This window comes from Janthinobacterium sp. PAMC25594, assembly GCF_019443505.1.
Lineage (GTDB): Bacteria > Pseudomonadota > Gammaproteobacteria > Burkholderiales > Burkholderiaceae_D > Janthinobacterium.
Genome location: NZ_CP080377.1, coordinates 5,689,230 through 5,714,417, shown reverse-complemented (window position 1 = coordinate 5,714,417; position 25,188 = coordinate 5,689,230). Strand labels below are relative to the sequence as shown.

The following is a 25,188-nucleotide window of genomic DNA, read 5'->3' as shown; positions in this document are numbered from 1 at the left end:
GGCATCAATACGGAAAACAGCCTGCCGCGTCATGCTCGCCTTGCCGCTGCACGCACTGCCTGGCTCTTACTCTGACACAACAGAAATCGCTTGTTTCTTAATAATAAGGTAATGTGCGCATACCGCTGGCGCCCCTGCCTGCCCCTCCCGGAAAGCTGCCTCCATGTTTGGATTGATATCGCTGATCATCTTTGGCTTGCTGATCACCGCCTTTGTGCAGGTGCTGCAGTACCGCAGGAAAGTGGCGGATCTGGAATTGCTGACGGCGCGCTTGCGCAAGGAAGTCGACGGCATCGGGCAGCGCCTGCGAGCGCTGGAAGGCCAGGCCGAAGCGCCTGCGGCCACGCCCGTCGTGCCCATCGCACCCGCCGTACCCGCCAGCGTGGCGCCAGTGGCAGTGCCGACGCCTTTGCCGACACCCGCCCCCGTGCCGCAAGCGGCCACGATCAAGCTGGCCGAGCTGGCGAAGGTCGCGCCGGCTGCGGTCCCCGCTCCTGCCACGCCCGTGCCACCGAAACCAGCGCCACCGCCCCCCTCCAGGCCCGCCCCTGCCGTCCCCAACACCCCGTCCTGGATCGCCCACCCGGATGGCCTCGTTGCCAAGGCGAAGAACTGGTTATTTACCGGCAACCTGGTTGCCAAGCTGGGCTTGCTGATCCTCTTCCTCGGCGTCAGCTTCCTGCTCAAATACGTGTCGGCGCAAGTCACGCTGCCCATCGAGCTGCGCCTGGCCGGCATCGCGCTGGCCGACATCGCCCTGCTGGCCTGGGCCTGGCGCATCCGCCTCAGCCGTCCCGGCATCAGCTTGCCGCTGCAGGGCACGGCGCTGGCGATATTGATGCTGGTGACGTTTGGCGCCTTCCGTCTGTATGAACTGATCCCGGCTGGCCTGGCGTTTGCCGTGCTGTTCGTGCTGACGGCGTTCACGTGTTTGCTGGCCGTGCTGCAAAACGCCGTCTGGCTGGCTGTCTTCGGCATCGTCGGCGGTTTTGCCGTGCCCTTACTCGTGTCGACGGGCAGCGGCAACCATATCGGCCTGTTCAGCTATTACGCGCTGCTCAATGCGGGCGTCTTCGCCATCGCCCTGAAACGCGCCTGGCGCGTCCTGAATGTGCTGAGCTTTGGCTTCACCTTCGTCGTCGCCACCACCTGGGGCCTGCTGCGCTACACCCCGGACAACTACCTGTCGACGCAGCTGTTTCTGATCCTGTTCGTACTGTTCTATATCGGCATCGCGATCGCCTACTGCGCGCGCCAGGCGCCGCGCCTCAAGCATTACGTGGATGGCACGCTCGTGTTCGGCACGCCGCTGGCGGCCATGGGCCTGCAATACGGGCTGGTGCGGCACTTTGAATTTGGCCTGGCGTTTTCCGCGCTGCTTGCCGGTTTGACCTACACGGGACTGGCCGTGGCGCTCTGGCGCCGCGTTGGCTTCCGCCTGCTGGCCGAAGCCTTCCTGGCGCTGGGCATCGTCTTCGGCACGCTGGCCATCCCGTTCGCCCTCGACGGCCGCTGGACGTCGGCCGCCTGGGCGCTGGAAGGCGCGGGCATCGTCTGGGTCGGCTTGCGCCAGCGCCAGACGCTGGCCTGGGCCTTCGGCTTGCTGGTGCAGGGGGCCGCCTGGCTTGCCTTCCTCGGCGCCATGCAGGAACTCAACATGGCAGCGGCGCTGGACGCCAACATCTGGCTCGGCTGCGCTCTGCTGGCCGCCGCCGCGCTGGTGATGGCCTACAATTTCCGCCGCCATGCCAGCCACCTGTATCCGGAATTCATGAGCAGCCTGTCCGTGCTGTTCCTGACGGCCGCCACGGCCTGGCTGCTGGGCGGCCTCTGGAGCGAAATCCTGCTGCGCACGGATGCCACCACGCAACTGAACCTGCTCACCGTCAGCGCCCTGGGCGTGGCCGCCCTGCTGGCGGCGCTGGCGCGGCGCGAACAATGGCATGCGCCGCGCGCCCTGCTGCTGGCCGTGCAGGTGCTGGCCGGCATGGTCATGCTCAGCCGCGCCAGCTGGATCTGGGACCAGCACCCGGCCAGCCTGTTCGACGGTTCCTTCCTCAGCGCCCTGCTGCTGGGCGCCGCCGCCTTTGCCAGCGCCCGTTTCCTGGCGCTGCGCGCGCGCGGCGGCGACGAACTGCTGGCCCTGGTCGCACGGCCCCTGCTGGTCTGGAGCGGCTTGCTGTGGTTTGCCGCCATCCTCGTGCCCTTCACCAGCTGGTTGCTGCGCCTGATCGACGGCGACCTGAGCATGCAGCCGCACGCGGGCGAGCACTGGCTGGCGCTGTACCTGATCGCCGTGTGCGTCACGACGCCCGCGTTCGCCATCCTGGCGCGGCGCCTCGATTGGCCGCAACTGCGCTGGTTCACTGTTGCCGCCTGGCTTGGTTTGGGCTTGTGGAGCGCCAACCTGCTGCTGGCGCTGTACCTGCGCGATTACCTGCCGACGGGTTTGAGCTGGCTGGCGCTGGCCTGCGCCCTGGCCGCCGGCGAATACCTGCTGCGTGCCTGGCCGCAAGCGGGCTGGCAACTCGACGGGCGGGCGCTGCGTTTCTTGCATACGCTGCGCACGGCCGCGCCCTGGCTGATGCTGTGGCCCGTGGGCGCCATGCACGTCAGCGCCTGGCTGGCACAGCATGAAGACAGCGTCAGCCCCGCCTGGGCCCGTTACTTGCCCGCCTGGGCCATGATGCTGGCACTGGCCTGGCTGATCCGCCGCTGCCGCGCGGGCGCCTGGCCGGTGGCGCCGGTTGCCGCGTGGTACCAACGCACCCTGATACCGCTGGGCGCGCTGTGGTCGCTGCTGCTGATCGCCGCGTGGAACGTCTTTGACGACGGCGCCATGGCACCGCTGCCGTACTTGCCGGTACTCAATCCACTGGGCCTGAGCACGGGCTTTGCCGTGCTGCTGGCCATTGCCAGCTACCGTTTATTCCCGGCCGGCCAGATCCCGCTGCCCGCCTTGTGGCAAGCGCGCTTGCCCGTTGTGGCCGCGTGCTTGCTGTATGGCTGGTTCAACCTGATGCTGCTGCGCACGGTCTCGCACTATCTGGGCGTGCCATACACCTTTGACGCCATGCTGGCCTCGCAGTTCGTGCAAGCCATGCTGTCGCTGGTGTGGAGCGTCACGGCCCTGCTGCTGATGCGCCACGCGGCGCGCCAGCAGCGGCGCCAGCAATGGAGCATGGGTGCCGTGCTGCTGGGGCTGGTTGTCGTGAAGCTGTTCCTGATCGACCTGTCGAACGTGGGCGGCATCGAACGCATCATCTCCTTTGTCGGTGTCGGCTTGCTGATGGTCTCGATCGGCTACCTGGCGCCCTTCCCCAAGGCTGCCGCGCCAGCGCCAGCCGAACCTCAGCAAGGAGCCGCATGAAAGCCTCATTGATCTGCTGCGGCCTGCTGGTGGCAGGCGCCGCGCTGGCCGCGCCTGGCCAGGACCGGCCACAGGACTATGCCTGGAGCATGCCGGTGACCGTGCCGGCCGGCGCCGGCATCGTGCAGCTAACATTGCCCAGGGACGTCTACCTGCACGCCAGCTCGGCCAGCCTGGCCGACCTGCGCCTGTTCGACGCCGACGGCAAGCGCCTGGCCTACGCCATCGGCGCGCCACCCGCGCAATCGGCCACGCAACGGACAGCCATTCCAGCCCGCATTTTCCCCGTGACGGGCGCGCCGGCAACTGGCGATGGCATGCAAGGCATCGACATCCGCACGGCCGACGATGGCCGCCTGCTGTCGGTCAGCACGCGCGCCGGCACGGCAGCGAGCACGGCGGCGCTGCAAGCGCTGATACTCGACCTGGGCAAGCAGACGCAAGACAAGCGCATCGCCGCTTTGCGCTTCACGCCACCGGCCCGCACGGACAATTACAGTGCGCAAGTGCTGCTGGAAGTAAGCGATGACCTGAAGCAATGGGACGCCATCGGCACCACCACCCTGAATTGGCTTAGCAACAGCGACACGCAAACCCTGGCCAACGACAGCATCGCCTTTGCGCCGCGCGCCTTCCGCTATGCGCGCCTGAGCTGGCAAGCGGGCGAACCGCTGGCCTTTGCGGCGATTACGGCGCAAGCCGTCAGCGAAACGGACATCGCCCCACCGCGCGCCTCCATCGTGCTGCAAGGCTTGCCCGGCAAGCAGGCGAATGAATGGCGCTACGCCACGCCCCTCGCCATTCCCGCCGACAGCATTGCCCTGCAATTGACGCACAACAATGTGGTACTGCCCGCGACTCTGGGCGTGTATCGCCAGAACAGCTATGTTCCCCGGCACCGGCTGCACCTGCGCCAGCAGGAACGTCCCGCGCAAGGTGCCTATTTCGATCCCCTGCTGCGTACGACGTTTTACCGCATCGGCCTCGATGGCAAGGAGCGCATCTCGGGCGACCTGGCCATGCCCGTGACGCAGACGGGCGAATGGGTGCTGCAGACGACCACAGAACACCCGTTCTCCGCCAGCGATGCGCCGGCCTTGCGCCTGGGCTGGACACCGGCCACCGTGATCTTCCTGGCCAGCGGCAAGCCGCCCTATCAGTTGGCGTTCGGCAACAGCAGCGCCGCCGCCGTGGCGCAACCGCTGTCGCAGGTGGCGCCCGGCTTCAGAGCGGACGAATTGCTGGCGCTCAAGACGGCCAGCGCCGGCGCACTCAAACCCAACGGGGGCGTGGCGGCGCCCGCACGCGTCACCAAGGATGGGGCAACATGGCGCCTGGCCGCGCTGTGGGCCGCACTGCTGCTGGGCGTGGCCGTGCTGGGCTTTTTTGCCTGGCGCTTGCTGTCGCAGATCAAGGACGAGCAGCCGCCCGCGCAGTAAGCTGCTACTGACGCAGCAGCGCCTTGAACGTCTGCGGCATCCACGGCCGCGCCGCCAGCATGAAGCTGATGGCCAGGCGCTCATCGCCGGGCAGGCGCGCGTCTTCCTGGTGTTGCTGCGAGAATTCCACCGTCACTTGCTTCAAACGCTCCAGCAAAGCCGCCGTGGATTTTTTCGACAGCATCACGTTCACCAGGCGCAGCAATTCCGTTTCACCATCGAACTGCGAATTCAAATAGTCGCCATACGCTTCCTTTTTGAAATACGTGTGGATGGGGCCGTTTGGTATCCACGCAAACGTGCGTGCCACCAGCAGTTTGACCCGGTTATTCGGCAGCAGTTCCAGGAAACCGATCTTGTCGAGGCGCAGCAAATATTTGACGGCTTGCGCCTCGCTGATGTCGTAAGTGGCAACGATCTGTTCCAGCGGCAACAGGTTCAGGGCGGACACGGCCACCACGAACAAGCGGGTGTCGTCGATGATTTCCTTTTCCTGCGCATACGTCAGCCCCGTGATCAGGGTCGGCGCGGCCTGCGCCGTCTGCACGGCCAGCGCCAGCTGCTGGAAATCGCTGCCGATGGCGACCAGTATCTGGTCCAGGCGCTGCAGGGTAAACTGCTTCTGCGAAAACATCCGCTTGACGCTGGCTTCGGACACGCCGATGCGCTGGGCCAGCTCGGCATACGTGACGGAACGCGCTTTCAACAGGCGTTTCAAGGCTTCGATCAAGGCGTGGGTTTGCGGCATGCACTTCCTTTATAAAAATAGCATCGGTTCCAGCGGCAAGAAAGTAGCGCAATACGCTACCTGCGGTATGCCTGCCCGCTACGAGTAGCGTTTTCATTGACCAATTGCCCTCAGTCTACAATGATGGCGTTGCCACTTGGCACACTTGAAGGAGAAACACATGAAACGCCTGCTGCCCCTCTGCCTGTCCCTGTCGCTGTTGACGCTCTCCGTGGCCGCTCCCGGCCTGGTCCATGCCGCCGCCTCGGAGAACCTGTCGAAAGGCTCGCAAAACCTCAGCCAGGGCTCCGCCATCGTCGTCGCCGGTTCCATGTCGATGCTGGTCGCTTCCGGCCAGGTGGTCGTCGCCAGCGTGGAAACGGTGGGCGAAGGCATCGTCATCGTGCTGAAAGGCGCGTCCGAAGCGGGCGGCGCTTCCATCCAGATGAGCACGCAAGCGGCCAAGGGCCTGTCGCTGGCGGCCGGCACCATGGTCAACGTGGTGGCGCTGTCCACCGGCCACATGCTGGTTCTTTCCGGCAAGGCCATCGCCTTTATCCCGAACGAACTGGGCAAGGCCCTGCTGCACCACTCCAAAGTGTAAGTCACCGATGAAAAGCCACTATTCCATGCAACATCTGCTCGCCACCGCCGTGCTGTGCGCCGCCACGCTGCATGTCCAGGCCGCCAACTCCGACACCACCAACGCCTCCGACAACGCCAGCATGGCCTCGGCCATCGTGCTGGTCGGCTCCATGTCGGTGCTGGCCGCCGCCGGTGAAGTCGTCATCGATAAGGTGGAAGACGTGGCCGACGGCAGCGTCCTCGTGCTGAAAAGCGCGGCCAGGGGCGCGTCCACCGCCGCCACGGCCTCCGTCAAGCTGAGCCAGAAGGCCACGCAAGGGCTGTCGCTGGCAGCCGGCACGGTGATCAAGGTGGTGGCCGTCTCGACGGGCCACATGCTGCTGCTGTCGGGCAAGGCCATCGCCTATGTGCCGAACGCGGCCGGCAATGCCATCCTCCACCATTCGAAAGCGTGAACCCCATGAAACGCCTGACCGTGATGATCATCAGCCTGGCCCTGGCCGGCGCCGCCCATGCGGGGCGCTCGTGCGAGGAAAAACCAACGGACGCGAGCACCCTCGTCAAATCGATGGACCTGGCGCAAAAGACCCTGCAGGCGCTCGATGCCTCCGGCGCGCAAGTGGCGCTGGTGGCGCGCGCGGGCCAGGACCTGTCGAAGTACAATTTGCGCTATTCGCACATGGCGGTGGCCTGGCGCGACCACCCGAAAGGGCGCTGGCTGGTGGTGCATGAACTCAATGAGTGCGGCACGGCGGAATCGTCGCTGTACAACGAAGGCTTGGGCAATTTCTTCATGGATGATGTGTTCATGTATGAAACCCTGATCCTGATTCCCGGCCAGGATACGCAGCAGCAACTGGCGCGCCTGCTGACCAGCAACACGCCCAAGCGCCTGCATGAGCCGCACTACAACATGCTGGCCTATCCGTTTTCGACCAAGTACCAGAACTCGAACCAATGGGTGCTGGAAACCCTGGCCGCGGCCAGCAACGAGCCTGGCAAGATCGAGACGCGCGCCGAAGCGCAAGGCTGGCTGCGCAGCGCCAGCTACGCGCCGCAAACGCTGAGCATCCCCGCCGCCACGCGCCTGGGCGCGCGCATGTTCCGCGCGAATATCGCTTTTGACGATCACCCGTTCGAGCGCCGCATGACGCGCCAGATCGACGTCGTCACCGTCGACTCCATCGTGCGCTTCGTGCGCCAGCGCGAACCGAAGGCGCAGGAGATCGTCGTGCGGGGAAATTAGTCTGGCGCCAGGCCGGACAATAGCAAGGCGGGCGCCTGTGCCAGCGGCGCCGCGCTGCACAGCACGATGGACAGCTCCGCATGTGCGATCGTCACACAAACGGCGGCATCCATGCCCAGCTTGTAGCGCGCCTCGGCCTCGCTCCAGCGCTGGTAGAACTGCGCCAGCCGCAGATCCTCCGGCAAGCCTTGCAGCTCGGCGACCACAGCAGCGCCAAACGCCTGGCGCGCCAGCGCCAGCACGTCTCGGCCAGAATCGCGCAGCTCAATATCGAGTCCCAGCCGCGTAGTACCGCTCAGCGCGCAGGCGACCCAGTGGCCGCTGTGCGAAATGCTGAAATGCCCACCATCGACAGGCGACAGCAGCAGCGGCGCCTGGCCCGGTCGCTCTTCCAGTGCGATGGATTCCGGCGCCACTTCCAGCATTTCCCCCATCGCCGCGCGCAGCAGGGCGCGCCCCAGCAGGAACTGGCGCTGGCGCAGCGGCCGCGCAAAGCGCGCGTAGCGGACCGCTTCCGCTGGCCCGAGCCACGTTTCATACTGAGTCAGCTGCGCGAGATCAAGGCTGCGGGAATCGAGCAGCCAGATGCTGGCGCCGGTGCTGGGCAGGGCTGAGGACATGAAAGCGAATCGATAGACAAAGGCGCAGTCTGCCACAAATGACCAGCATGCATGCAGCAAAAAAATGGCAGCGCGGTTGCCCGTCGCTGCCTATGCGTTGACCGCCTTGCAGACGCTTGCGCGCCGCGCCAGCATTCCCTGCTGCTTACTTCGCTGCTTTTAACTTCACGAACTCGCCCTTCAAGGCCACGCCCGACATTATGTTGCCTTCATGGCATTCGAATTCCGTAGCACTGGAATTTTCAATATTTTTGTAATTGCTGACAATATTAACGACCGCATCGGCACCTACCGAATGGGCGCGTTTTTGCAGCGCAAGCATGGCCGACAGGAAGGCCCAGTTGCATGACGTTTCAGCGGACTTGCCGACGGCATTGGTTTTCTGGCTGGTCTTGTCACTGCTGATGCGATTGGCGATCGGCGGCGTTGGCTGATCACCAAAGAAGAACTGCACGCTATCGCCAAGGCGAGCCTGGGCGTCGTTGGCGGCCATGGCGCCAGCGATCGGCATCATATGTTTGGTATCGGCTGCCTGCGCAGGCAGAACCACCGCCAGAGTTGCCGTCATTGCCGCCAGGATCATCGTTTTTTTCATGCTGTTTTCCTCAATAAGATAGAGATAGTACAAAAGAAGCCACACTTGCCGCTTGCGCCAACGGGCATTACGGTCGGTACCGATTGAAAATCAGCGACATGTTGATACCGTCAAAGGCAAAGTTATTCGACCTCACGTACTCGCATTCGATCGCCCTGCCTTCACCCGCGATATAGGCATGTGGCGCGCATTACGGGGGGCGACCTGCTGTAAGTTTATGGTGGGCGCAAACCAACTTTCGGCGCACCATCAGGAACTGGACTGCGACAGCGGCCACACAAAGCCTGCATGACGGGCTATTTCCGCCTAAAGGCAGCCAGAAGAGAACCAGGGCTAGCTGAGCCGCGTCGATAATCTGCACATTGGCAAGAAAGATCACGACGCAGCCGCACTTCAATCAAATCCTGCCAGGACTTTATAGCTAATTTCAGTATTACTCGCGTGCAGCACTTCCAACCTTGCTCCTTTGTAACCCAGGATCATGGACTCGGACAAATCGTAAGTCACATCATTACTAAACGCCGGCCGTGCCATGTTGCGATCGAATTCACGATAACCCAGGGTGATCCTGTCGCCGATACGACCACTGTAAATCAAAGTGCTCTGGAAACTCGCCTGTTGGTAGTTCGTCGTGACGCCCATCACGTAATCGACCTTTGCACACGGCGCACGTCCAATACATACGGAGCCATCCTTGCTAAACAGATGCAGCTTATTATGCTTGGCAACGGTACCCTGCGCATTCGCGATCACCACGCCGCCGAAGGTTTGATATTCTTCCTTGTCTGCAATTTGCGGATACGTTCCCTTACGCACAACAAACTCGCCGAGAGGCTGGTCCTGCGCAAGAATCAGCGCCCGCGTTTCCGACGCATCGCTCTTGGTCAACATTCTTTCACCAATGCCGATGGTCACCACCGTGCCCACTTGCGGCAAGGTCGTCTGGTAAGCGGAACGCGGCACCGGCCGGCTCTTGCATCCTGCAATGGCGAGACTACACATCATCACGAATAACAGCTTAAAAACATGTTTCACAATTACTCCATTAGTTATCTGAACTGTAATTTTACATTTAAATGGATTTCCGCTTGGAAATTCTCAACAACAAACGGTGGCCGATGCTATTGGTCCAGTTGAAACTGTTTTGCAATACCACCACGCCCGTGCGATTCTTTACATCGAGACCGATATAGCTTGAGTAGCCCGCCACAAAACCCACCTGATAGGTGATCTTAATGCCATCAATATCATCCACCAGCCAGGCCAGTGCCGCCGCCTCGACTGGCCGGTCGACACGCACGCTCAAAGTGTCTTGCAAGGCACGGTCCAGCACGGGATCGTCGCTACCCCGGATATTCGCCCGTGCATAGCGCAACAAATCATTCGCCGTCGAATACAAGGCAGCCGAGCCCGTCAACACATCGGTGAACTCCCAATCCGGCGCTTCGCTCCCGCGCCGCATGAATTTAGGCTGATCGCCCACATGACCATGGGCTCGTGCGGCAAAGCCAGGCAAGCCCTGCGGGCGGTAACCGGTGCTATCGAGTGCCAGTGGTTGCAATATGGTTTCCTGCACCAGCGCATCCATCTTTTTTCCGGTACGCAGTTCAAGCACATGTCCCAGCAAGCCATAGCCGATATTCGAATAATTGGGCGCCGTCGTTGCGGGCGCATCAAAATCGGCAAGGTAGGCCAGCAGGTAGTCACGGTCAAAATGCCGGTAAAAGCTGGCCCCCGTAAACAGATACTCCACGAAGTACAGCAAGGTTTGCGGCGTAAATGGCTGCCGCGGCAAGCCCGATGTATGCGTGACCAGTTGCAGCAAGGTGATCTTGCGTGCAGAGTCGCTCAGTGACGTACCAGGTGGCAGCAACTGTTCGAGAGTGTCGTTCCATGCAAACACGCCCTGCTGTACCAATACCGCCGTCGTTGCGCTCAAGAAACCCTTGCTGACCGAGCCAACGGCAAACAGGGTGTCGCCGTCGGGTCGATGGCCGCTCACCGCATGTTCGGTCGTACCGTATCCAAAGCTCTGCGTGCTGCCATCTGGCAGCACAACACCGACCACCAGCCCTGGCGTGGCGCCGCTGTCGATCAATGGCTGTGCCAACGAATCGACTTCCTTGCGCAGATCGCCGCTGATGGCGTAGCGCTCGCTCGATGCATTGTCAGAATCGATTTCCATCCGTGACAGCGTGCCACATGCCGTCAGCGCTGCCAGCGTCGCCACCATGCATGCACAGCGAGCATATCGCCGGCAAATTATCGCCAGCGAAGTCACGGCCGGTAACGCCTGAAAATCAACGACGTATTGATGCCGCCAAAGGCAAAATTGTTCGACATCACGTATTCGCATTCGATGGCCCGGCCTTCGCCGGTGATGTAATCGAGCGGCGCGCATTGCGCGTCGACTTGCCGCAAGTTGATGGTGGGGGCAAACCAGCCTTCGCGCATCATCTCGATGCTGATCCACGCTTCCAGCGCGCCGCAGGCACCCAGGGTGTGGCCCATGTAGCTTTTAAGCGAACTGATAGGGGTGCTGTCGCCAAACACTTCGAACGTGGCTTGCGACTCGGCGATATCACCCTGCTGCGTGCCGGTGCCGTGCGCATTGATGTAGCCGATATCGGACGGCTGCAAGCCCGCGTCGGCCAGCGCCAGCAGCATCGCCTGGCGCATGGTGGCGGCGTTCGGCTGGGTCACGTGGCAGCCATCGCTGTTCGTGCCGAAGCCCACCAGCTCCGCATGGATGGTGGCGCCGCGCGCCTGCGCGTGTTCGAACTCTTCCAGGATCAGGCAACCGGCGCCCTCGCCGATCACCAGGCCATCGCGGCTGGCGTCGAACGGACGCGGCGTCGTGTGGCCCGCGTCGTTGCGCGTGCTGGTGGCGAACAGGGTGTCGAAGACGGCCGCCTCGGTGGCGCACAGCTCCTCGGCGCCGCCGGCGATCATCGCCAGCTGCTTGCCGCCGGCGATCGCCTCGTAGGCATAGCCGATGCCCTGGCTGCCCGAGGTGCAGGCGCTCGATGTGGTGATGACCCGTCCCGTGACGCCGAAAAACACGCCGATATTCACGGGCGCCGTGTGCGCCATCATCTTGATGTAGGTGGTGGCGTTGATGCCCTTGGTGGTGCGCTCTTCCATCATGCGGCCAAAGTCGCCGATGGCGCTGGGCGTGCCGGCGGACGAACCGAAGGAAATGCCCATCTGCCCGCTCTTGACCACGGGATGTTCCGCCAGGCCCGCGTGTTCCAGCGCCAGTTCGCTGGCGCGCGTGGCCATCAGCGCGATGCGCCCCATGCTGCGCACGGCCTTGCGGTTGTAACGGTCCGTCAGCGCGAACGGCGCGGCCGGCGCGCCCAGCTGCGTGTTCAAGCCTTCGTAATCGGCCCATTCGTCCATGCGCACGATGGCGTTGCGGTACTCGCCCAGGCGCTGGCGGATGGCCGGCCAGTCATTGCCGATCGGGCTGATGCCGGCCATGCCGGTCACGACTACCCGGCGGCTCATGCCATGCCTCCATTCACGGAAATGACCTGGCGCGTGATGTAGCCCGCCTCCTCGCCGACAAGGAAACTCACGGCGGCGGCCACCTCTTCCGGCGTGCCGACCCGGCGCGCGGGGATCATCTTCAGCGCTTCGTCGAGCGGCACCTCGCTGATCATGTCCGTCTCGATCAGGCCCGGCGCCACGCAGTTCACGGTGATGGCGCGCTTGGCCAGTTCCAGCGCCAGCGCCTTGGTCGCGCCGATGATGCCGGCCTTGGCCGCGCTGTAATTGACTTGCCCCCGGTTGCCGATCAGGCCAGAAACGGACGCCATGGTGACGATGCGCCCCGGTTTGCGGCGCTGTACCATCGGCATCACCAGCGGGTTCAGCACATTGTAGAAACCATCGAGGTTGGTCTGCAGGACGATGTCCCAGTCCTCGCCCGACATGGCGGGAAACGCATTGTCGCGCGCCACGCCGGCGTTGCACACGACGCCGTAATAGCAGCCATGTTCGGCGATGTCCGCTTCCAGCGCGCTAGCCGCCGCGGCACGGTCGCCGATATCGAACTGCAGCACGCGCGCCGCGCGTCCCAGCGCCCGCACCTGCTGCGCCACCGCGTCGGCTTCGCCGCGCGCGCTGCGGCAATGCAGCACCACGTCAAAACCGTCGCGCGCCAGTCGCAAGGCGATGGCCTTGCCGATGCCGCGCGACGACCCCGTCACCAATACACTTTTACTCATGCTGCGCTCCATTCATACTCTCCTGCAGAAATTGCTTTGCATCCTCGGGCTGGTATACCGTGATCGTCGCCTGCGCCAGCACGGCGCCCGCCATCTCGATACGGCACTCGAACGCACCCAGTCCATTCTCGCCTTGCAAGGCCTGCTGCACATGCACCAGCAGCACGCTGCCATCGACAAACAAGGGCACTTGCGCTTCGTAGCGCCGCGCCCCCAGCAAAAAACCGATCTTCACGGGCGCGCCGGCCAGCCGCGCCAGGTAGCCCGCATGCGCGGCGATCGCCTGCGCCATGTATTCGATGCCGACCCAGCTGCCGACGCCGGCCGACGGCGCGTCATAAAACACGCTGCCGGCATGGATGGCCACTTCGGCGCACAGGTTTTCCGCATCGGCCGAGAGCACCCGGTCGAGCAGCACCATGGCGCCGGAATGGGGCACCAACTCGCCGATATCCGGAAAACTCATGCTCCCCTCCCGAACAGCAAGGCGGCGTTCGAGCCGCCGAAGGCAAACGAATTGCTCAAGGCCCAGTCGAGCGGACGCCCCAGGCGCGCGCCGGGCAAGGCCAGGCGCAACGGCGGCAGGGATTCATCGGGCACGCCATCCCACAGGTGCGGCGGCAGCAAGCCCTCGGCGTTATCGTCCTGCATCGCCAGCCAGCAAAGCGCGGCCTCGATGGCCGCCGCCGCGCCCAGCGCATGGCCTGTCAGCGGCTTGGTGGAGCTGCTCATCGCCGTGGCGCCGAACAGCTCGGACACCACGCGCGCTTCCATCGCATCGTTTTGCGGCGTGGCCGTGCCGTGCAGGTTCACATAGTCGACTTGCGACGCCGCGATGCCGGCGCGCGCCAGTGCCTGGGCGATGGCCAGCCGCGCGCCGCCGCCTGCGGGATCGGGCGCCGACATATGGTGGCCGTCGGACGACTCGCCCCAGCCGCGCAAGGCCACTGCGGCCGGTTGCGCCGTCATCAGGAACAGGGCCGCGCCCTCGCCGATATTGATGCCGTCGCGGTTCGCGCCGAACGGATTGCAGCGCCGCGCACTGACAGACGCCAGCGCGGAAAAACCGGCCACGGTAAAGCCGCACAGGGTATCGACGCCGCCCGTCAGCACGGCGTCGCACAGGCCCATGCGGATCAGGCGCGCCGCGCTGGCCATCGCCTTGGCGCTCGACGAACAGGCGCTCGAATGCACCAGGGCCGGGCCGTCGATGCCCAGTTCCCCGGCCAGCATCAGCGCCGGCGACGCCATCTCCTGCTGGCCGTAGTGGAAGGCAGCCGGCAAGCCGTCGCCCGCCACATGCTGGCCGATCGCGCCTTCCGTCTCGGCGATGCCCGACGTGCTGGTGCCGATCACCACGGCCACGCGGTCCGCGCCGTAATGGGCGATGGCCTGCTCCACGGCGGGGCGGATCTGCGCCAGCGCCGCCAGCGCCATCCGGTTGTTGCGGCTGCGCGCGGCGATGCCGTGATGCGCCACCGATGGCAAGGCCGCGTCGACCACGCCCAGCGGCAGCATGCGCCCCGGCGTGTAGGTATCGACGGACACCACGCCGCTGTGCGCGGCAAACTGGCGCGCGCGCACTTCTTCGCGGCCGGCGCCCAGCGCGCAGACGATGCCGCAGTCATTCAGATACACAGTCAAGCCGGTCATTCAGCTTCCTTCCGGGGCGTTCTGTATCGTCAGGCGATAGCGGTAGCGCAGGTTGTCGAGCACCACCGTGCCGCTCCAGCGCGGCATGCCGCTGTAGTCGATCACCGTCACCGCCTCGTCATGCAGGAACAGGGTACGGCGTAAGCCGCTGTCCTCGATGCGCCAGCCGGCCGGCAGGGCTTGCGCGATCGCCTCGCGCGGCCACAGGGTCAGCTGCATGTCTTCCAGCACGTCCTCGGCGCGCACCTGCGCCGGCAGCATCAGGTGGCGCCACGAGGTCATGTCCTTGCCGTCGTAATGCAGCGACAGCACGCGCTGGCCGAACGCCAGTCCCACCAGGTCGAGATGCGACGGCTCCACTTCCAGCGCCGCATCGAGTTCGTCGATGCGGCCCGCCCGTTCGACGACCAGGTGCTGCTGCACGCTGACCGTGGCGCCCAGCGCTTGCGGCGCCAGTTTCAGGCCCAGGCGCGCGGGTGCCGAAGGCGGCACGCTGGCGCAGCCGGCCAGTGCCAGCAGCAGTGCCGGCGCCCATCGTTGACATTGCAAAAACATCAGATTTCTCCTGCGGCATCGGCCGCGCTACGATGATCGGCTTCGGCAAAGCACGGCGACAGCAGCCATACCAGCGCCGTGCCGATCAGCATGGTCAGGCCGAATGCCTGCAATGCGGCCGTCTTGCTCAGCGCCAGCAAGCCGAAAGACAGAATGGTATTGGCCGCCGACAGACCCACGGCCAGCCATGGCGTGTCGTTGCGGCGGTCAGGGTGCTCCTGCATGAAGATGCCGTAATCGACGCCCACGCCCAGCAGCAGCATCAGCGCCAGCACGTGGAACAGCTGCAGCGGCAGGTTCAAATAGCCCAGCAAGGCCAGGGCCGCCACGCTGGCCAGCGCCGTGGGCGCCAGCACGCGCCAGGTGCGGCGCCGGTAGCGTGGCAGCAGCAAGCCGAAGACCACCAGATAGGCACCCAGCACCACGGCGCCCATGTAGACGCGGTAGCGGCCCAGCACCGAGGAAATTTCACTCACCTTGTCGACCCACTGCACCCCTGGCATACCCTCGCCCGCCTGCGCCAGCAGGGGAATGGCCGCGTACCGCATGCCGCGCAAGGCGACGATGGAGGCATAGCCGCCTTCCACCTTGCCCAGCCACAGATGGCGCCATGGCTCGCTGGCCGGCACCTTCAGGAAGGCATCGATCGACAGCGGCGCACCGGCTTGCGCCAACTGCGCGCGTACCTTGCCGGCCCACTCGGGACCTTCATCGACGGACTGCGCCAGCAAGTCGAGCGCGGCGCCCGGCTGCAGGATGGCCGTGTCGAGCAAAGCCCGGCGCGCCGCCTGCGTCCGCAGCGACGGCACCCAGTTCGACATGGCCTGGACGCCGCTGATGTGCTTTTGCGCGATCAGCGGCAGCAGGCGCTGTTTCAACGTTTCCTCGCGCCGCAGCACGGCTTCCGCGCTATCGCCGCGCACCAGGTAGAACTGCACCGGCGTGGGCCCATCGAGCAATTTGCTCAATTTGATCTGGTCGCGTATCAGGTGCGCGGGCGGCGTTTGCAGCAGGCGGATATCGTCGTTGACGCCCAGGCGGCTGATGCCGAAGAGCGCAAACAGGGCAAACAGCACGCCGCCAAACAGGGTGGCGCGGTTGGCCCGCAACTGCGGCCAGCGCGCGCGCGCCGCGCCATACTGTTTGACCAGCGCGCCGCTCTTCAATGTGCCGCCACCGATCAGCGCGGGGAACCAGCACACCACCGTCAGCCAGGCAAACACCAGGCCCAGGGCGGAAAATACGGCCATATGGCGCAAGCCGGGGAATGGCGTCAGCGCCAGACCCATGTAGCCGATGACGGCGGCCAGCAGGGTCAGGCACAGGCCCGGCAGCAGACGGCGCAGCAAGGTGCGTGAATCGAGCGCCGGATCGGCGCCCAGGCGGTTGCATAGAAAATAAATGCCGTAATCCTGCGCCACGCCGATCAGGCTGGCGCCAAAGACAAATGTCATCAGGTGTATTTTGCCAAACAGCAGCCAGCACACGGACAGGGAACCGAGGCAGCCGATGCCGATCGACAGCAGGATCAGCGAGATCGGCTTGAACGAGCGGAAGGTGAACCACGTCAGCAGGATGATGCCGGCCAGGGAGCCCAGGCCGATGGTCGACATTTCGCCCGCCGCCTGGCTGCTGGCCGCCGCCGCATGCAGGATCACGCCGGCGCTGATGATTTCCACGCCGGGCACGGCTTGCCGCGCCGCCGCTTCGGCTTGCGCCAGCGCAGGCATCACGCTTTCCTGCGCGCCCAGCGAAAAGGCGGGCAGGCTCAAGGTCATCGGCAGCAGCACATACTGGCGCTCGCCGTCGGCGACGAACAAATGGCCGTCGCGCGGACGCACGGGCGTTTCCTGCGCGCGTTCCTGCACCCAGCCGCCAAACAGGCCAAAGGGATCGTCCTGCCAGGCGCCCAGCTTCGGACCACCAAACGGGCTGTAAAGCTGACTGAGCGCCGAATCGCGCCAGAATTGTGGCGTCTCCTGGCGCAGCTGCGTTTCCTGCGGCGCCGTCAGCAAGGTCAGGCGATGCTGCTGGAACAGCGCCAGCCAGTCGTTCTGCGCCTGCTCGTCGAGCGGCGTGGACTGGAACAGGCCCGCATGGCGCGCCAGCACGGCGCCGTAGGCGTCCGCCGCGCGCTTCGCATCGCTCCATTCGGCGGCGCCGACCAGCACCACCAGACGCTGCTGCGCCGCGTCGACCATGTGTGTAAACGACGCCTGCAGCACCGGATCGCGCTCCTGCACCGGCAGCAAGGCGAGAATGTCGGTTTCCGGCGCGATGCGCTTGCCCAGCCACAGATAGGCGTTATGCGCCAACAGCAGCGCCACCACCAGCGCCCAGGCGATGGCCAGCAGGCGCCCGGCGTTGCGGCCGCGCTTCGTCAGTGCATTCAAAACAGGGCCGCCTCTTGCGCCGTGATGGCGGACGGTCCCGTCTCAATCGCCGAGAACACGATGCTCGTGCGGTCGCCGCTCGCCTCGCTGATGCTGATGTTTTTCACGAAGGCGCCGCCATCGAGGCGGATGCTGCCGATGGCCTTGGCCAGCGCCGGCTGGCGCGCCTTCAGCGCCACCTGCCAGGTGCCGCCATCGATGCTGCCGTCCACTTCAAACAGCGTATCGAGTTGCGCCAGGTCGCCGGCCAGCAGCGAAAACAGCACGCTGTTGATCATCTTGACCACCGGCTCCGTCTTCGCGTCGAGGCGCATGGCCACGCGCTCGCCCTGGAAATGCACGATCTCGTCGCGCGTCAGGCGCAGGGTATTCGGAAACGGCTGCAAGGTGCGCCACAAGACGCCTTTGCCGGCCACCACGCAAAAGCGGCCATTCGACGCCAGCGCCTTCTTCATGCCGGCCAGCTGCTTGCTCTGGTCGAAACGGCCGCACAGCTGCTGCGGCTTGGCCAGCATGGCCTCGATCTTCGCCACCGGTGCGGCCGCGTGCAGCGGCGCCATCGCCATCAGGCACAGGCCCGCCAGCAGGATTTTGAATTGTTTTTTCATACGGCCTTCAATCCCAATTTTTCAAACAAGATGGGCGGCGAGGCAAAACACATCTCGCCGCTGGCGATATCGACAGCCACCTGCGTCGTGCTGGCGCGGTTCAGGCGCTTGCCCGTCGCGCTGTCGCTGACCAGGTACTCGATCTTCAAGCGGTCTTCCCACTCCACCAGGTCGGCGCGCAAGGTCAGGCGCTGGCCAAAGGTGGCCGGCGCCACATAGCGCAAGTGCATGTCGATCACGGGCCAGGCATAGCCGGACGCCTTCATGTCGACGTAGTTGTAGCCGATGCTGTCGAGCAGTGCGCAGCGCACCACTTCGAGGTATTTCACGTAGCGGCCGTGCCAGACGATCTCCATCGGATCCAGGTCGAAGAACTGCACCTGCATCTCCACTTCGGCATGCCAGCGGCTGGGCGTGGCTTTCTTGCCGCGCACTTTATGCGTCTCAGTCATTCCCCGCTCCGTACAGTGGCCAGGCTTGTGCGCGCATGCGTTCGAGCAGCACGCGCAGTTCAGGGTCGAGCCGGCGGTCTTCCTCGACGGGCGCGATATCGGCGGCCAGCGCCGCCATCATCGCCGCCAGCGCCGCTTGCGGCGGCACGTCAGGACTGACCTTGCAACGCAGCCAGACGCCCTGGCGCACGGTAATGAGCAGGGCCGCGGCGACCTGCTCGCACAGTTCCAGCACGCGCAGGCAGTCGCGCGCGGCGATGGTGCCCATGCTGACCTTGTCCTGGTTGTGGCATTCGGTCGAGCGCGAAAACACCGAGGCGGGCATGGTCAGCTTCAGCGCTTCGGCGGTCCAGGCGGAGGCGCTGATCTGCAATGCCTTCAGGCCGTGGTTGATGGCCACGCGCGGGCCGGTGGCGCCCGACAGGTTGGCCGGCAAGCCCTGGTTGTAGCGGCTGTCGACCAGCAAGGCCATCTGGCGGTCCAGCAAGTCGGCCAGGTTGGCCACCGTGTTCTTCATGCTGTCCATGGCGAAGGCGATATGGCCGCCGTAGAAATGCCCGCCATGCAGCACGCGCTCGCCTTCGGCGTCGATGATGGGATTGTCGTTGGCGCTATTGAGCTCATTCTCGATCGACGAACGCAGCCACGGCAAGGCATCGGCCAGCACGCCGATCACGTGCGGCGCGCAGCGGATCGAATAGCGGTCTTGCAGCCGCTTGCCGTTGCGTTCCCAGGAATCGGTGGGCAGATCCTCGCGCAGCCAGGCCGCCACTTGCTGCATGCCGGGATGGGGTTTGACGGAAAACAGGGTTGCATCGAAGTGGTGCGCGTTGCCATCGAGCGCAAACGAGGCCATGGCCGTGATGCGCGTCGTCAGGCGCATCAGATACTCGGCGCGCTCATACGCCAGGCAGGCCAGCGCCGTCATGACGGCCGTGCCGTTCATGATCGCCAGGCCTTCCTTCGGACGCAGGCGCAGCGGCGTGATGCCCGCTTCGCGCAGCGCCTGTTCCGCCGGCACCTGTATCCCGTCGCGCCAGACTTCGCGTTCGCCGCACAGCACCGCCGCCAGGTAGGACAGCGGCGTCAGGTCGCCGCTGGCGCCGACCGAACCTTCCGACGGGATCAACGGCAGCAGGCCCGCATCGAGCAGGCGCGCGATCTGCGCCAGCAGTTCCACGCTGACGCCGGAAAAACCTTTGGAGAGCGACGCCAGGCGCGTGGCCATGATCGCGCGCGTCTGCGCCGGCGTGAAGAATTCGCCCAGGCCGCAGCCATGATAGGTGTACAGGTGGTGCGGCAGTTCGGCCACCAGTTCCGGCGGCACGGTCACGGTGCACGAATCGCCGTAGCCGGTGGTCACGCCATAGATGGTACCGTCCTCGCGCAGCAGGCGGTCGAGGAAATCGGCGCCGCGCGCGATCGCCGCCAGAAAGACGGGATCGCTGGACAGTTCGGCGCTGGCCCGGCCATGCGCGATGTCGGTAATGTCTTCGATGCGCAGGCGTTCGCGGTCGAAGCGGACGGCGCGCCGGGTGTTTTTCAGGTCAGCGAGGTGCATCGGGAGTATCCAGTCTTGAAGTATCGGGGAGTTGCCAAAAATCGTAGAAGTTGAACCATTCGAGCGGCGCGCGCAGGCAGTGGTGCTGCAGGCGCGCCGCATAGGCGGCCGCCAGTTCGGCCAGCATCGGCTCGCGTGCCTTGCGCGGCAGGTGCAGCGACTGGCGGAACAGTTCGAAATGGATTTCGGAGCGCTGGCCGATGCGCATGGAAAACAGCAAATACACGGGGCATTGCAGCACGCTGGCCAGCACATACGGACCGACGGGAAAGGCGGCTGGCTGGCCCAGGAACGGCGCCACGGCCACGCGCGGCTGGGGCGAGACGGGAACGCGGTCGCCGGCGATCACCACGAACTCGCCTTGCGCCACCTTTTCCGCCAGCAGCATGGCCGTGGCAGGCGTGATTTCCGTCACCTGCATCAGATTGAGCTGGCTGTCGGGATTGAGGCGCTCCAGCATGCGGTTGAACGCCTGCGCATGGCGCGTGTGCACGAGCACCGTCAGCTTCAGGCGCGCATTGCGCTGCGACAGCACGCGGCACAAATCCAGGTTGCCCAGGTGGGCGCAGATCAGCAAGGCGCCGCGCCCCTCGTCCAGGCAGCGGTTGACGCCCTCATCGCCGTCGACGCCGTGCAGGCTCACGCCGCGCGTGTCGTACAGCCCGCCCCATAGCAGCATTTTATCAAGGATGGTTTCGGCAAACGCGGCGAAGTGCCGCAGCACGCTCAGGTTTGCCGGACCGCCGCAGGCCGCGACGCAACGCAGGTAGCTGCGCGACACGCGGCGCGCGCGCGGCTTGGTCAGCACGTACCAGGCCAGCACCGGATACAGCACGATGCGGAAAGGCCAGCGGCCGAAGACGCGGCAGATCCAGAACAGCAGGCGCATGCCGGCCACGAAGCTGACTTCATTGAAGCCGGACCAGTGTCCGCGCGGCTGGTTCGACGCCGCCGTCATCGCACGCGCCAGTGGCGGGCCAGCAGGCGCGGTGCGCGCCACAGCATGCCGAAAAACAGGCGCGCATGCATGCGCGAAATGAGCACGTTGTCGCGCCACAGCTGAAAATGCGAGACGCCGTCGCTGGGATAACCCACGCGCGTGGGCAGATTCGCCATCGACAAGCCATCCCAGTACAGGCGCACCAGCACATCGGTGTCGAAATTCATGCGCTGCCCCAGCACGCCACGCTGCGCCAGCGCCGTCAGCGGCGCCAGCGGATAGACGCGAAAACCGCACATGGAATCGCGGATCTGCAGCGACAGGGTATTGATCCATACCCAGACGTGCGTCGCATAGCGGCCGTAGTAGCGCGCCTTCGGTACCGATTCATCGTACACGGGATAGCCGATCACCACGGCCGCCGGCGTGGCTTGCGCCTGCGCCAGGAAGCGCGGCACATCATCCGTTTCATGCTGGCCGTCGGCGTCGATCTGCAACGCATGGCTGTAGCCGTGCGCATGCGCGTGGCGGCAGCCCGTCAGCACCGCCCCGCCCTTGCCCTGGTTGTGCGCATGGCGCAGCAGGGTCACGCGCGACGGGTGCGCGGCGGCCAGCGCATCGAGGGTGCGCGCGCCGGCGCCGGCGCTGCCGTCGTCGACGAGGATCAGCGGCACGCCATGCGGCAGCAGGCGCTGCACCACGGCGCCGATCGCGTGTTCATGGTTGAACACGGGGATCACGATGCAGGGGCGAAAATGCACTTCAGTCACTGCCGGCTCCGGCGCGGCCAAAGCGCAGCAGTGAATGACAATAGCCGATGCCGTCGCGCGTGGTCAGCAACTCCAGGCCGGCCTCCTGCGCCAGGCGGATATAGTCGGCGCTCTGGTAAATCTTGCTGTTACCGCTGGCCATGGCCGTGAAGTACGGCGAAGTGTTGATCAGGCAGTAGGCGGCGATATCGTATTGCTGGCGGTCCCAGAAGGTATCCATGATCAGCACCTGGCCGTTCGGCCCCAGCGCCTGCGCCACGCGGCGCAGGATGCTGGCGATGGCCGGCTCGGAAAAGCAGCTGAGGAATTGGCTCATCCAGATCAGGTCCATGCCGGCCGGCAGCGGCGCAGCATCGTCGAGCAGGTCGCAGGCGTGCAAATGGGCCCGCTCGCGCACCCCCGCGTCGGTCAATGTGCGGTCGGCCACCGCCAGCTGGCGCTCTAGGTCGACCAGGTGCAGTTCCACGCCCGCACGGTAGGCCAGCGCCGCGCTGGCGAACTTGCCCGTATTGGCGCCGATATCCATGATGCGGCGCGGTGCCGTGGCGAAGACGTCCGGGAAAATCTCGGGGAACGAGGTGTCGGAATAATGGTGGTCGAAGGCGAACCAGCTGCCCTTGGCCGGTTCCGACAGCGCCGACAGACCCTGGTACAGGGTGGGCCAGTCACCCAGCGCGGCCAGTCCCAATGGCTGCTCGGTGTCAAGCGAACGGTCCAGGTCAAACAAGCCCTGGTAGCAGACGTCATGCATGAAGTCCAGGTTGACCTGGGTGATACTGTCCGTCAGCATGCAAAAACCGACTTTATCGAGCACGTACGCGCCATCGCGCAGCGAGACGACACCGGCCGACAGGCACGATTCGAGCGCCACCTTCAGCGCATATTCCGTCCAGCGGCCGCTGGCGGCCATGTCGGAAACCGTCAGGCCGCTGTGGCCCGTGTCGGCCAGCGCCTGCAGCATGCCGCGCTTCCATGCATAGCGCACGCATTGAAAGACGACGGGACCGAAAGCGATTTTTTGCGCCTCGTAACGGGCGGCAAAGGCGGTCTGGCGTTCGGGTGAGAATTTTTTATCTAACATGCGCTCGCTGCTGGAATGGGTGTATCGGCGCCGCTACCGGGAACGGCAGCGGCATTCGGGTGAAACAGGATGCGGCCGCTGGCATGCTGGCCGGCGTCCGACAGATAACGAAACTGCAGGCTGGCCTTGAGCGCGTCATACTCGAGCGCCAGCCGCACCGGCCGGTCCGGCAGCACCGGCTGCTGGAATTTCAGCGCATGCATGGCGCGGAACCGCGCAGGCAGCGCCAGGTGCTGGCGCGCAAAGTGCAGCGCCCACTCCACTTGCACCACGCCGGGCAGCAAGGGCGCGCCCGTGAAATGGCCATCGAAATAGAACAGGTTCGCGGGTATGCGCAGCTCGAACAGCAGCCGCGGCGTTTCGCCTTCGGCCGAACGTTCGATCAGCTGCACCTGCGGCAAGCGGGGCGGCTGGTCCACCTGCGCCAGCAAGGCCAGCAGCAGCGCCTGCGTCGTCTTGCCCTGCGCATTGATGGGCAGTTGTTCCAGGTAGCGCCAGCGGCGCGGCAAGGCAACGGCGTCGACCTGGCCGCCCAGCGCCGTTTGCAGCTGGCGGTTCAGCGCCAGCTTGCCTTCCGCGTCGAGCAGAGCCCGGCCGGCAGCGCTGCAGACGATAAAGGCGGCCACTTTCTGACGCTCGCCAGCCGGCGCATCGCACAGCAGTACGCGCGCGTCCAGCACCAGCGGTGTGGCCAGCAATGCCGCTTCGATGGCATTGAGAGAAATACGTTTTTCTTCGATCTTCACGATGCGGTCACTGCGGCCCAGCAACTGGAAGCGTCCTGGCGCCGTTTGCCGCGCGCGGTCGGCCAGGCATAGCCAGCCGTCATCGGCCAGGTGCGCCGAACGCACTTCCAGCGCGCCGTCGTCCAGCAAGCGCCAGTCCACGCCGGGAAAGCCTTGCCAGCTCTCGTCGTCAGAACGCTCTGGAGCACGCTGGCGCCAGGCCACGCCGCCCGTCTCCGAGCTGCCATAGATTTCGCGCGGCACGCGGCCAAGCAGATTGCCCGCCGCCAGCGCACTGTCCAGGGCCAGCGGCCCACCCGAGGAAAACACGGCGCGCAGATGCGCACGGGCGCCAGACCAGTCCAGGTGTTCCGGCAGGCGCTTCAGGTGCGCGGGACTGGCGGCCAGCACGCATGGACCGCGTGCCAGCAAGGCTGCCAGCTGCTCAGGATAGTCCACGCTGTGCGCATGCACGGCACGTCCCGCACACAATGGCCACAGGACCTTGAACAGCAAGCCGTAGATATGCTGGTGCGTGACGGTGGCGACGACGGCTGCGCCATCGGCGTGCTCGCCAAACAGCTGCTCCAGCGTGGCTACCTCGCTGGCCAGCTGCGAGATTTTTTTCGGCATGGCTTGCGCCGCGCCCGTGCTGCCGGAGGTATGCACCACCAGCGCCGGAAAATCGTCAGCGAGCACTGTCCATGCGCGCTCGGCCAGGCTGTCGGCAGGCAGGGGCAACGGCGCATGCGCGACCGGGAACTGCCCCAGGAAACCATCCACGGACGCAGCCAGCGAGGCGCAGCTGGCCGGCAGCGTATCGGCCGTCAGCCAGATGGTCTTGCCGACCTGCCAGGCGCCCAGCAAGGCGGCGCCAAACTCGACGCTGTCATCCAGGTACAAGGCAAAATGGCGGCCTGCCTGGCGCTCCAGCAAGCCGGCCCACGCCTCCATGCGCGCGGCAAAATGCGCGTGATCGAGCACGTCGCCATCGCGCCAGCCGACCGGCATGGCTGGCGTACGGCCACGCATGGCCAGCGCAAGGCGGGCAAGGGAATCAATCGGAGAATGGGTTTCCGGCATGAGGACTTCAGGCATGATGCAAACGCTTAAAACGCAGGCGGACGAGATACTCGCCGCCAAATAACAGGGCCATCAGGATATACGCGATGACGCCCGTATACAGCGACCAGACGGCTTCGCTGGCCCACAGTGCCGTGCCCAGCGCGATGCCGCCATTGACGATGAAAAAGCCGCACCAGACCTGCGTCACGCGGCGCGTATAGCGCACGGCCGAGGGGGGGAAATCTTTCTCGCGCAGACGCGCCATGCGTTCCACCACCGACGGCGGCACCCACAGGCTGTAGCCGAAAGTGGCCAGCAAGACGGCGTTAACGAGTACCGGATACAGTTTCAGCGGCAGCAGCAGGTTGCTCCACAGGGCGACGGCGACCAGCAGCAGCGCGGCGGCCACCGACCAGCGCGCGGCGCGCTGCAACTTCAGCGCCGGCAGGCGGCAGCCGACGGCCAGCAGCAGCAACAACGCCAGCCAGCGCGGCTCGACCTGTCCATGCGCGAACCAGATCGCCAGCGGATACAGTACTGTCAGCAGTAGCGCGACGGCATTGAGCAGCAC

At 65.1% G+C, this 25,188-nt stretch carries 24 protein-coding genes; 5 read left to right on the top strand and 19 right to left on the bottom strand.

Translation table 11 applies throughout. The annotated features are described in order from the left end of the window. Positions 1–163: 163 nt before the first annotated feature. Together KY494_RS25570 and KY494_RS25565 are read left to right on the top strand one after the other, a co-directional pair. Complete coding sequence (locus KY494_RS25570) at positions 164–3,370, top strand: DUF2339 domain-containing protein (RefSeq protein ID WP_219888658.1); 3,207 nt, start codon at positions 164–166, stop codon at positions 3,368–3,370. Further along, complete coding sequence (locus tag KY494_RS25565; RefSeq protein WP_219888657.1) at positions 3,367–4,809, top strand: DUF3999 family protein; 1,443 nt, start codon at positions 3,367–3,369, stop codon at positions 4,807–4,809. The genes KY494_RS25570 and KY494_RS25565 overlap by 4 nt, the downstream gene beginning before the upstream one ends. 4 nt (positions 4,810–4,813) lie before the next feature. On the opposite strand, the gene KY494_RS25560 is transcribed toward KY494_RS25565, so the two are convergent. Beyond that, on the bottom strand, positions 4,814–5,557 hold the full coding sequence (locus KY494_RS25560) for a helix-turn-helix transcriptional regulator (protein ID WP_258194462.1): 744 nt from the start codon (positions 5,555–5,557) through the stop codon (positions 4,814–4,816). Between the two features lie 160 nt (positions 5,558–5,717). Here KY494_RS25560 and KY494_RS25555 point away from each other — a divergent pair, with 160 nt between their 5' ends. Genes KY494_RS25555 through KY494_RS25545 form a run of 3 tightly spaced genes read left to right on the top strand, consistent with a single transcriptional unit; the run spans position 5,718 to position 7,367 of the window. After that, a complete protein-coding gene (locus KY494_RS25555) occupies positions 5,718–6,140 on the top strand; it encodes a hypothetical protein (protein WP_219133767.1) in 423 nt (140 codons plus the stop codon). A 25-nt stretch (positions 6,141–6,165) separates the two neighbouring features. Further along, positions 6,166–6,576, top strand: a complete 411-nt coding sequence (locus KY494_RS25550; RefSeq protein WP_219888656.1) for a hypothetical protein — start codon at positions 6,166–6,168, stop codon at positions 6,574–6,576. Between the two features lie 5 nt (positions 6,577–6,581). Continuing rightward, entirely contained in the window at positions 6,582–7,367 is a 786-nt protein-coding gene (locus KY494_RS25545; protein ID WP_219888655.1) for a DUF2145 domain-containing protein, read from the top strand. On the opposite strand, the gene KY494_RS25540 is transcribed toward KY494_RS25545, so the two are convergent. The 18 genes from KY494_RS25540 to KY494_RS25455 all read right to left on the bottom strand — a co-directional run bounded on the left by KY494_RS25540 (position 7,364) and on the right by KY494_RS25455 (position 25,188). Beyond that, entirely contained in the window at positions 7,364–7,987 is a 624-nt protein-coding gene (locus KY494_RS25540; RefSeq protein ID WP_219888654.1) for a 4'-phosphopantetheinyl transferase superfamily protein, read from the bottom strand. The two genes, KY494_RS25545 and KY494_RS25540, sit on opposite strands and share 4 nt — an antisense overlap. A 145-nt stretch (positions 7,988–8,132) precedes the next feature. Next, positions 8,133–8,582, bottom strand: a complete 450-nt coding sequence (locus tag KY494_RS25535; protein WP_219888653.1) for an excinuclease ATPase subunit — start codon at positions 8,580–8,582, stop codon at positions 8,133–8,135. Between the two features lie 393 nt (positions 8,583–8,975). After that, positions 8,976–9,617, bottom strand: a complete 642-nt coding sequence (locus KY494_RS25530; RefSeq protein WP_219888652.1) for a hypothetical protein — start codon at positions 9,615–9,617, stop codon at positions 8,976–8,978. Between the two features lie 37 nt (positions 9,618–9,654). Continuing rightward, positions 9,655–10,815: a serine hydrolase gene (locus tag KY494_RS25525; RefSeq protein WP_219888651.1), complete on the bottom strand. Its 1,161-nt coding sequence runs from the start codon at positions 10,813–10,815 to the stop codon at positions 9,655–9,657. Positions 10,816–10,859: 44 nt separating this feature from the next. Further along, on the bottom strand, positions 10,860–12,092 hold the full coding sequence (locus tag KY494_RS25520; RefSeq protein WP_219888650.1) for a beta-ketoacyl-ACP synthase: 1,233 nt from the start codon (positions 12,090–12,092) through the stop codon (positions 10,860–10,862). Beyond that, the gene (gene fabG / locus KY494_RS25515; protein ID WP_375143408.1) at positions 12,089–12,814 is read right to left on the bottom strand and encodes a 3-oxoacyl-ACP reductase FabG; all 726 of its coding nucleotides are present in this window, start codon (positions 12,812–12,814) and stop codon (positions 12,089–12,091) included. Before fabG ends, KY494_RS25520 begins: the two co-directional genes overlap by 4 nt. Continuing rightward, the gene (locus KY494_RS25510) at positions 12,807–13,280 is read right to left on the bottom strand and encodes a hotdog family protein (protein ID WP_219888648.1); all 474 of its coding nucleotides are present in this window, start codon (positions 13,278–13,280) and stop codon (positions 12,807–12,809) included. Before KY494_RS25510 ends, fabG begins: the two co-directional genes overlap by 8 nt. Beyond that, the gene (locus KY494_RS25505) at positions 13,277–14,467 is read right to left on the bottom strand and encodes a beta-ketoacyl-ACP synthase (RefSeq protein ID WP_219888647.1); all 1,191 of its coding nucleotides are present in this window, start codon (positions 14,465–14,467) and stop codon (positions 13,277–13,279) included. The genes KY494_RS25510 and KY494_RS25505 overlap by 4 nt, the downstream gene beginning before the upstream one ends. Then, positions 14,468–15,022 (bottom strand): DUF3261 domain-containing protein, encoded by a 555-nt coding sequence (locus KY494_RS25500; RefSeq protein WP_219888646.1) that lies wholly within the window; start codon positions 15,020–15,022, stop codon positions 14,468–14,470. It abuts the gene before it with no gap. Next, on the bottom strand, positions 15,022–17,406 hold the full coding sequence (locus KY494_RS25495; RefSeq protein ID WP_219891741.1) for an MMPL family transporter: 2,385 nt from the start codon (positions 17,404–17,406) through the stop codon (positions 15,022–15,024). Before KY494_RS25495 ends, KY494_RS25500 begins: the two co-directional genes overlap by 1 nt. 5 nt (positions 17,407–17,411) lie before the next feature. Further along, positions 17,412–18,023, bottom strand: coding sequence for an outer membrane lipoprotein carrier protein LolA (locus KY494_RS25490; RefSeq protein ID WP_099762893.1), 612 nt, complete (start codon positions 18,021–18,023; stop codon positions 17,412–17,414). Continuing rightward, a complete protein-coding gene (locus KY494_RS25485) occupies positions 18,020–18,475 on the bottom strand; it encodes a thioesterase family protein (protein ID WP_034750379.1) in 456 nt (151 codons plus the stop codon). Before KY494_RS25485 ends, KY494_RS25490 begins: the two co-directional genes overlap by 4 nt. Beyond that, the gene (gene hutH / locus KY494_RS25480) at positions 18,468–20,036 is read right to left on the bottom strand and encodes a histidine ammonia-lyase (protein WP_219888645.1); all 1,569 of its coding nucleotides are present in this window, start codon (positions 20,034–20,036) and stop codon (positions 18,468–18,470) included. The genes KY494_RS25485 and hutH overlap by 8 nt, the downstream gene beginning before the upstream one ends. Next, positions 20,023–20,994: an acyltransferase gene (locus KY494_RS25475; protein WP_219888644.1), complete on the bottom strand. Its 972-nt coding sequence runs from the start codon at positions 20,992–20,994 to the stop codon at positions 20,023–20,025. The genes hutH and KY494_RS25475 overlap by 14 nt, the downstream gene beginning before the upstream one ends. Further along, the gene (locus KY494_RS25470; RefSeq protein WP_258194461.1) at positions 20,991–21,746 is read right to left on the bottom strand and encodes a glycosyltransferase family 2 protein; all 756 of its coding nucleotides are present in this window, start codon (positions 21,744–21,746) and stop codon (positions 20,991–20,993) included. The genes KY494_RS25475 and KY494_RS25470 overlap by 4 nt, the downstream gene beginning before the upstream one ends. After that, a complete protein-coding gene (locus KY494_RS25465; RefSeq protein ID WP_219888643.1) occupies positions 21,739–22,827 on the bottom strand; it encodes a class I SAM-dependent methyltransferase in 1,089 nt (362 codons plus the stop codon). Before KY494_RS25465 ends, KY494_RS25470 begins: the two co-directional genes overlap by 8 nt. After that, positions 22,821–24,650: an AMP-binding protein gene (locus KY494_RS25460; RefSeq protein ID WP_258194459.1), complete on the bottom strand. Its 1,830-nt coding sequence runs from the start codon at positions 24,648–24,650 to the stop codon at positions 22,821–22,823. The genes KY494_RS25465 and KY494_RS25460 overlap by 7 nt, the downstream gene beginning before the upstream one ends. Further along, on the bottom strand, positions 24,643–25,188 hold the full coding sequence (locus KY494_RS25455) for a hypothetical protein (RefSeq protein ID WP_219888642.1): 546 nt from the start codon (positions 25,186–25,188) through the stop codon (positions 24,643–24,645). Before KY494_RS25455 ends, KY494_RS25460 begins: the two co-directional genes overlap by 8 nt.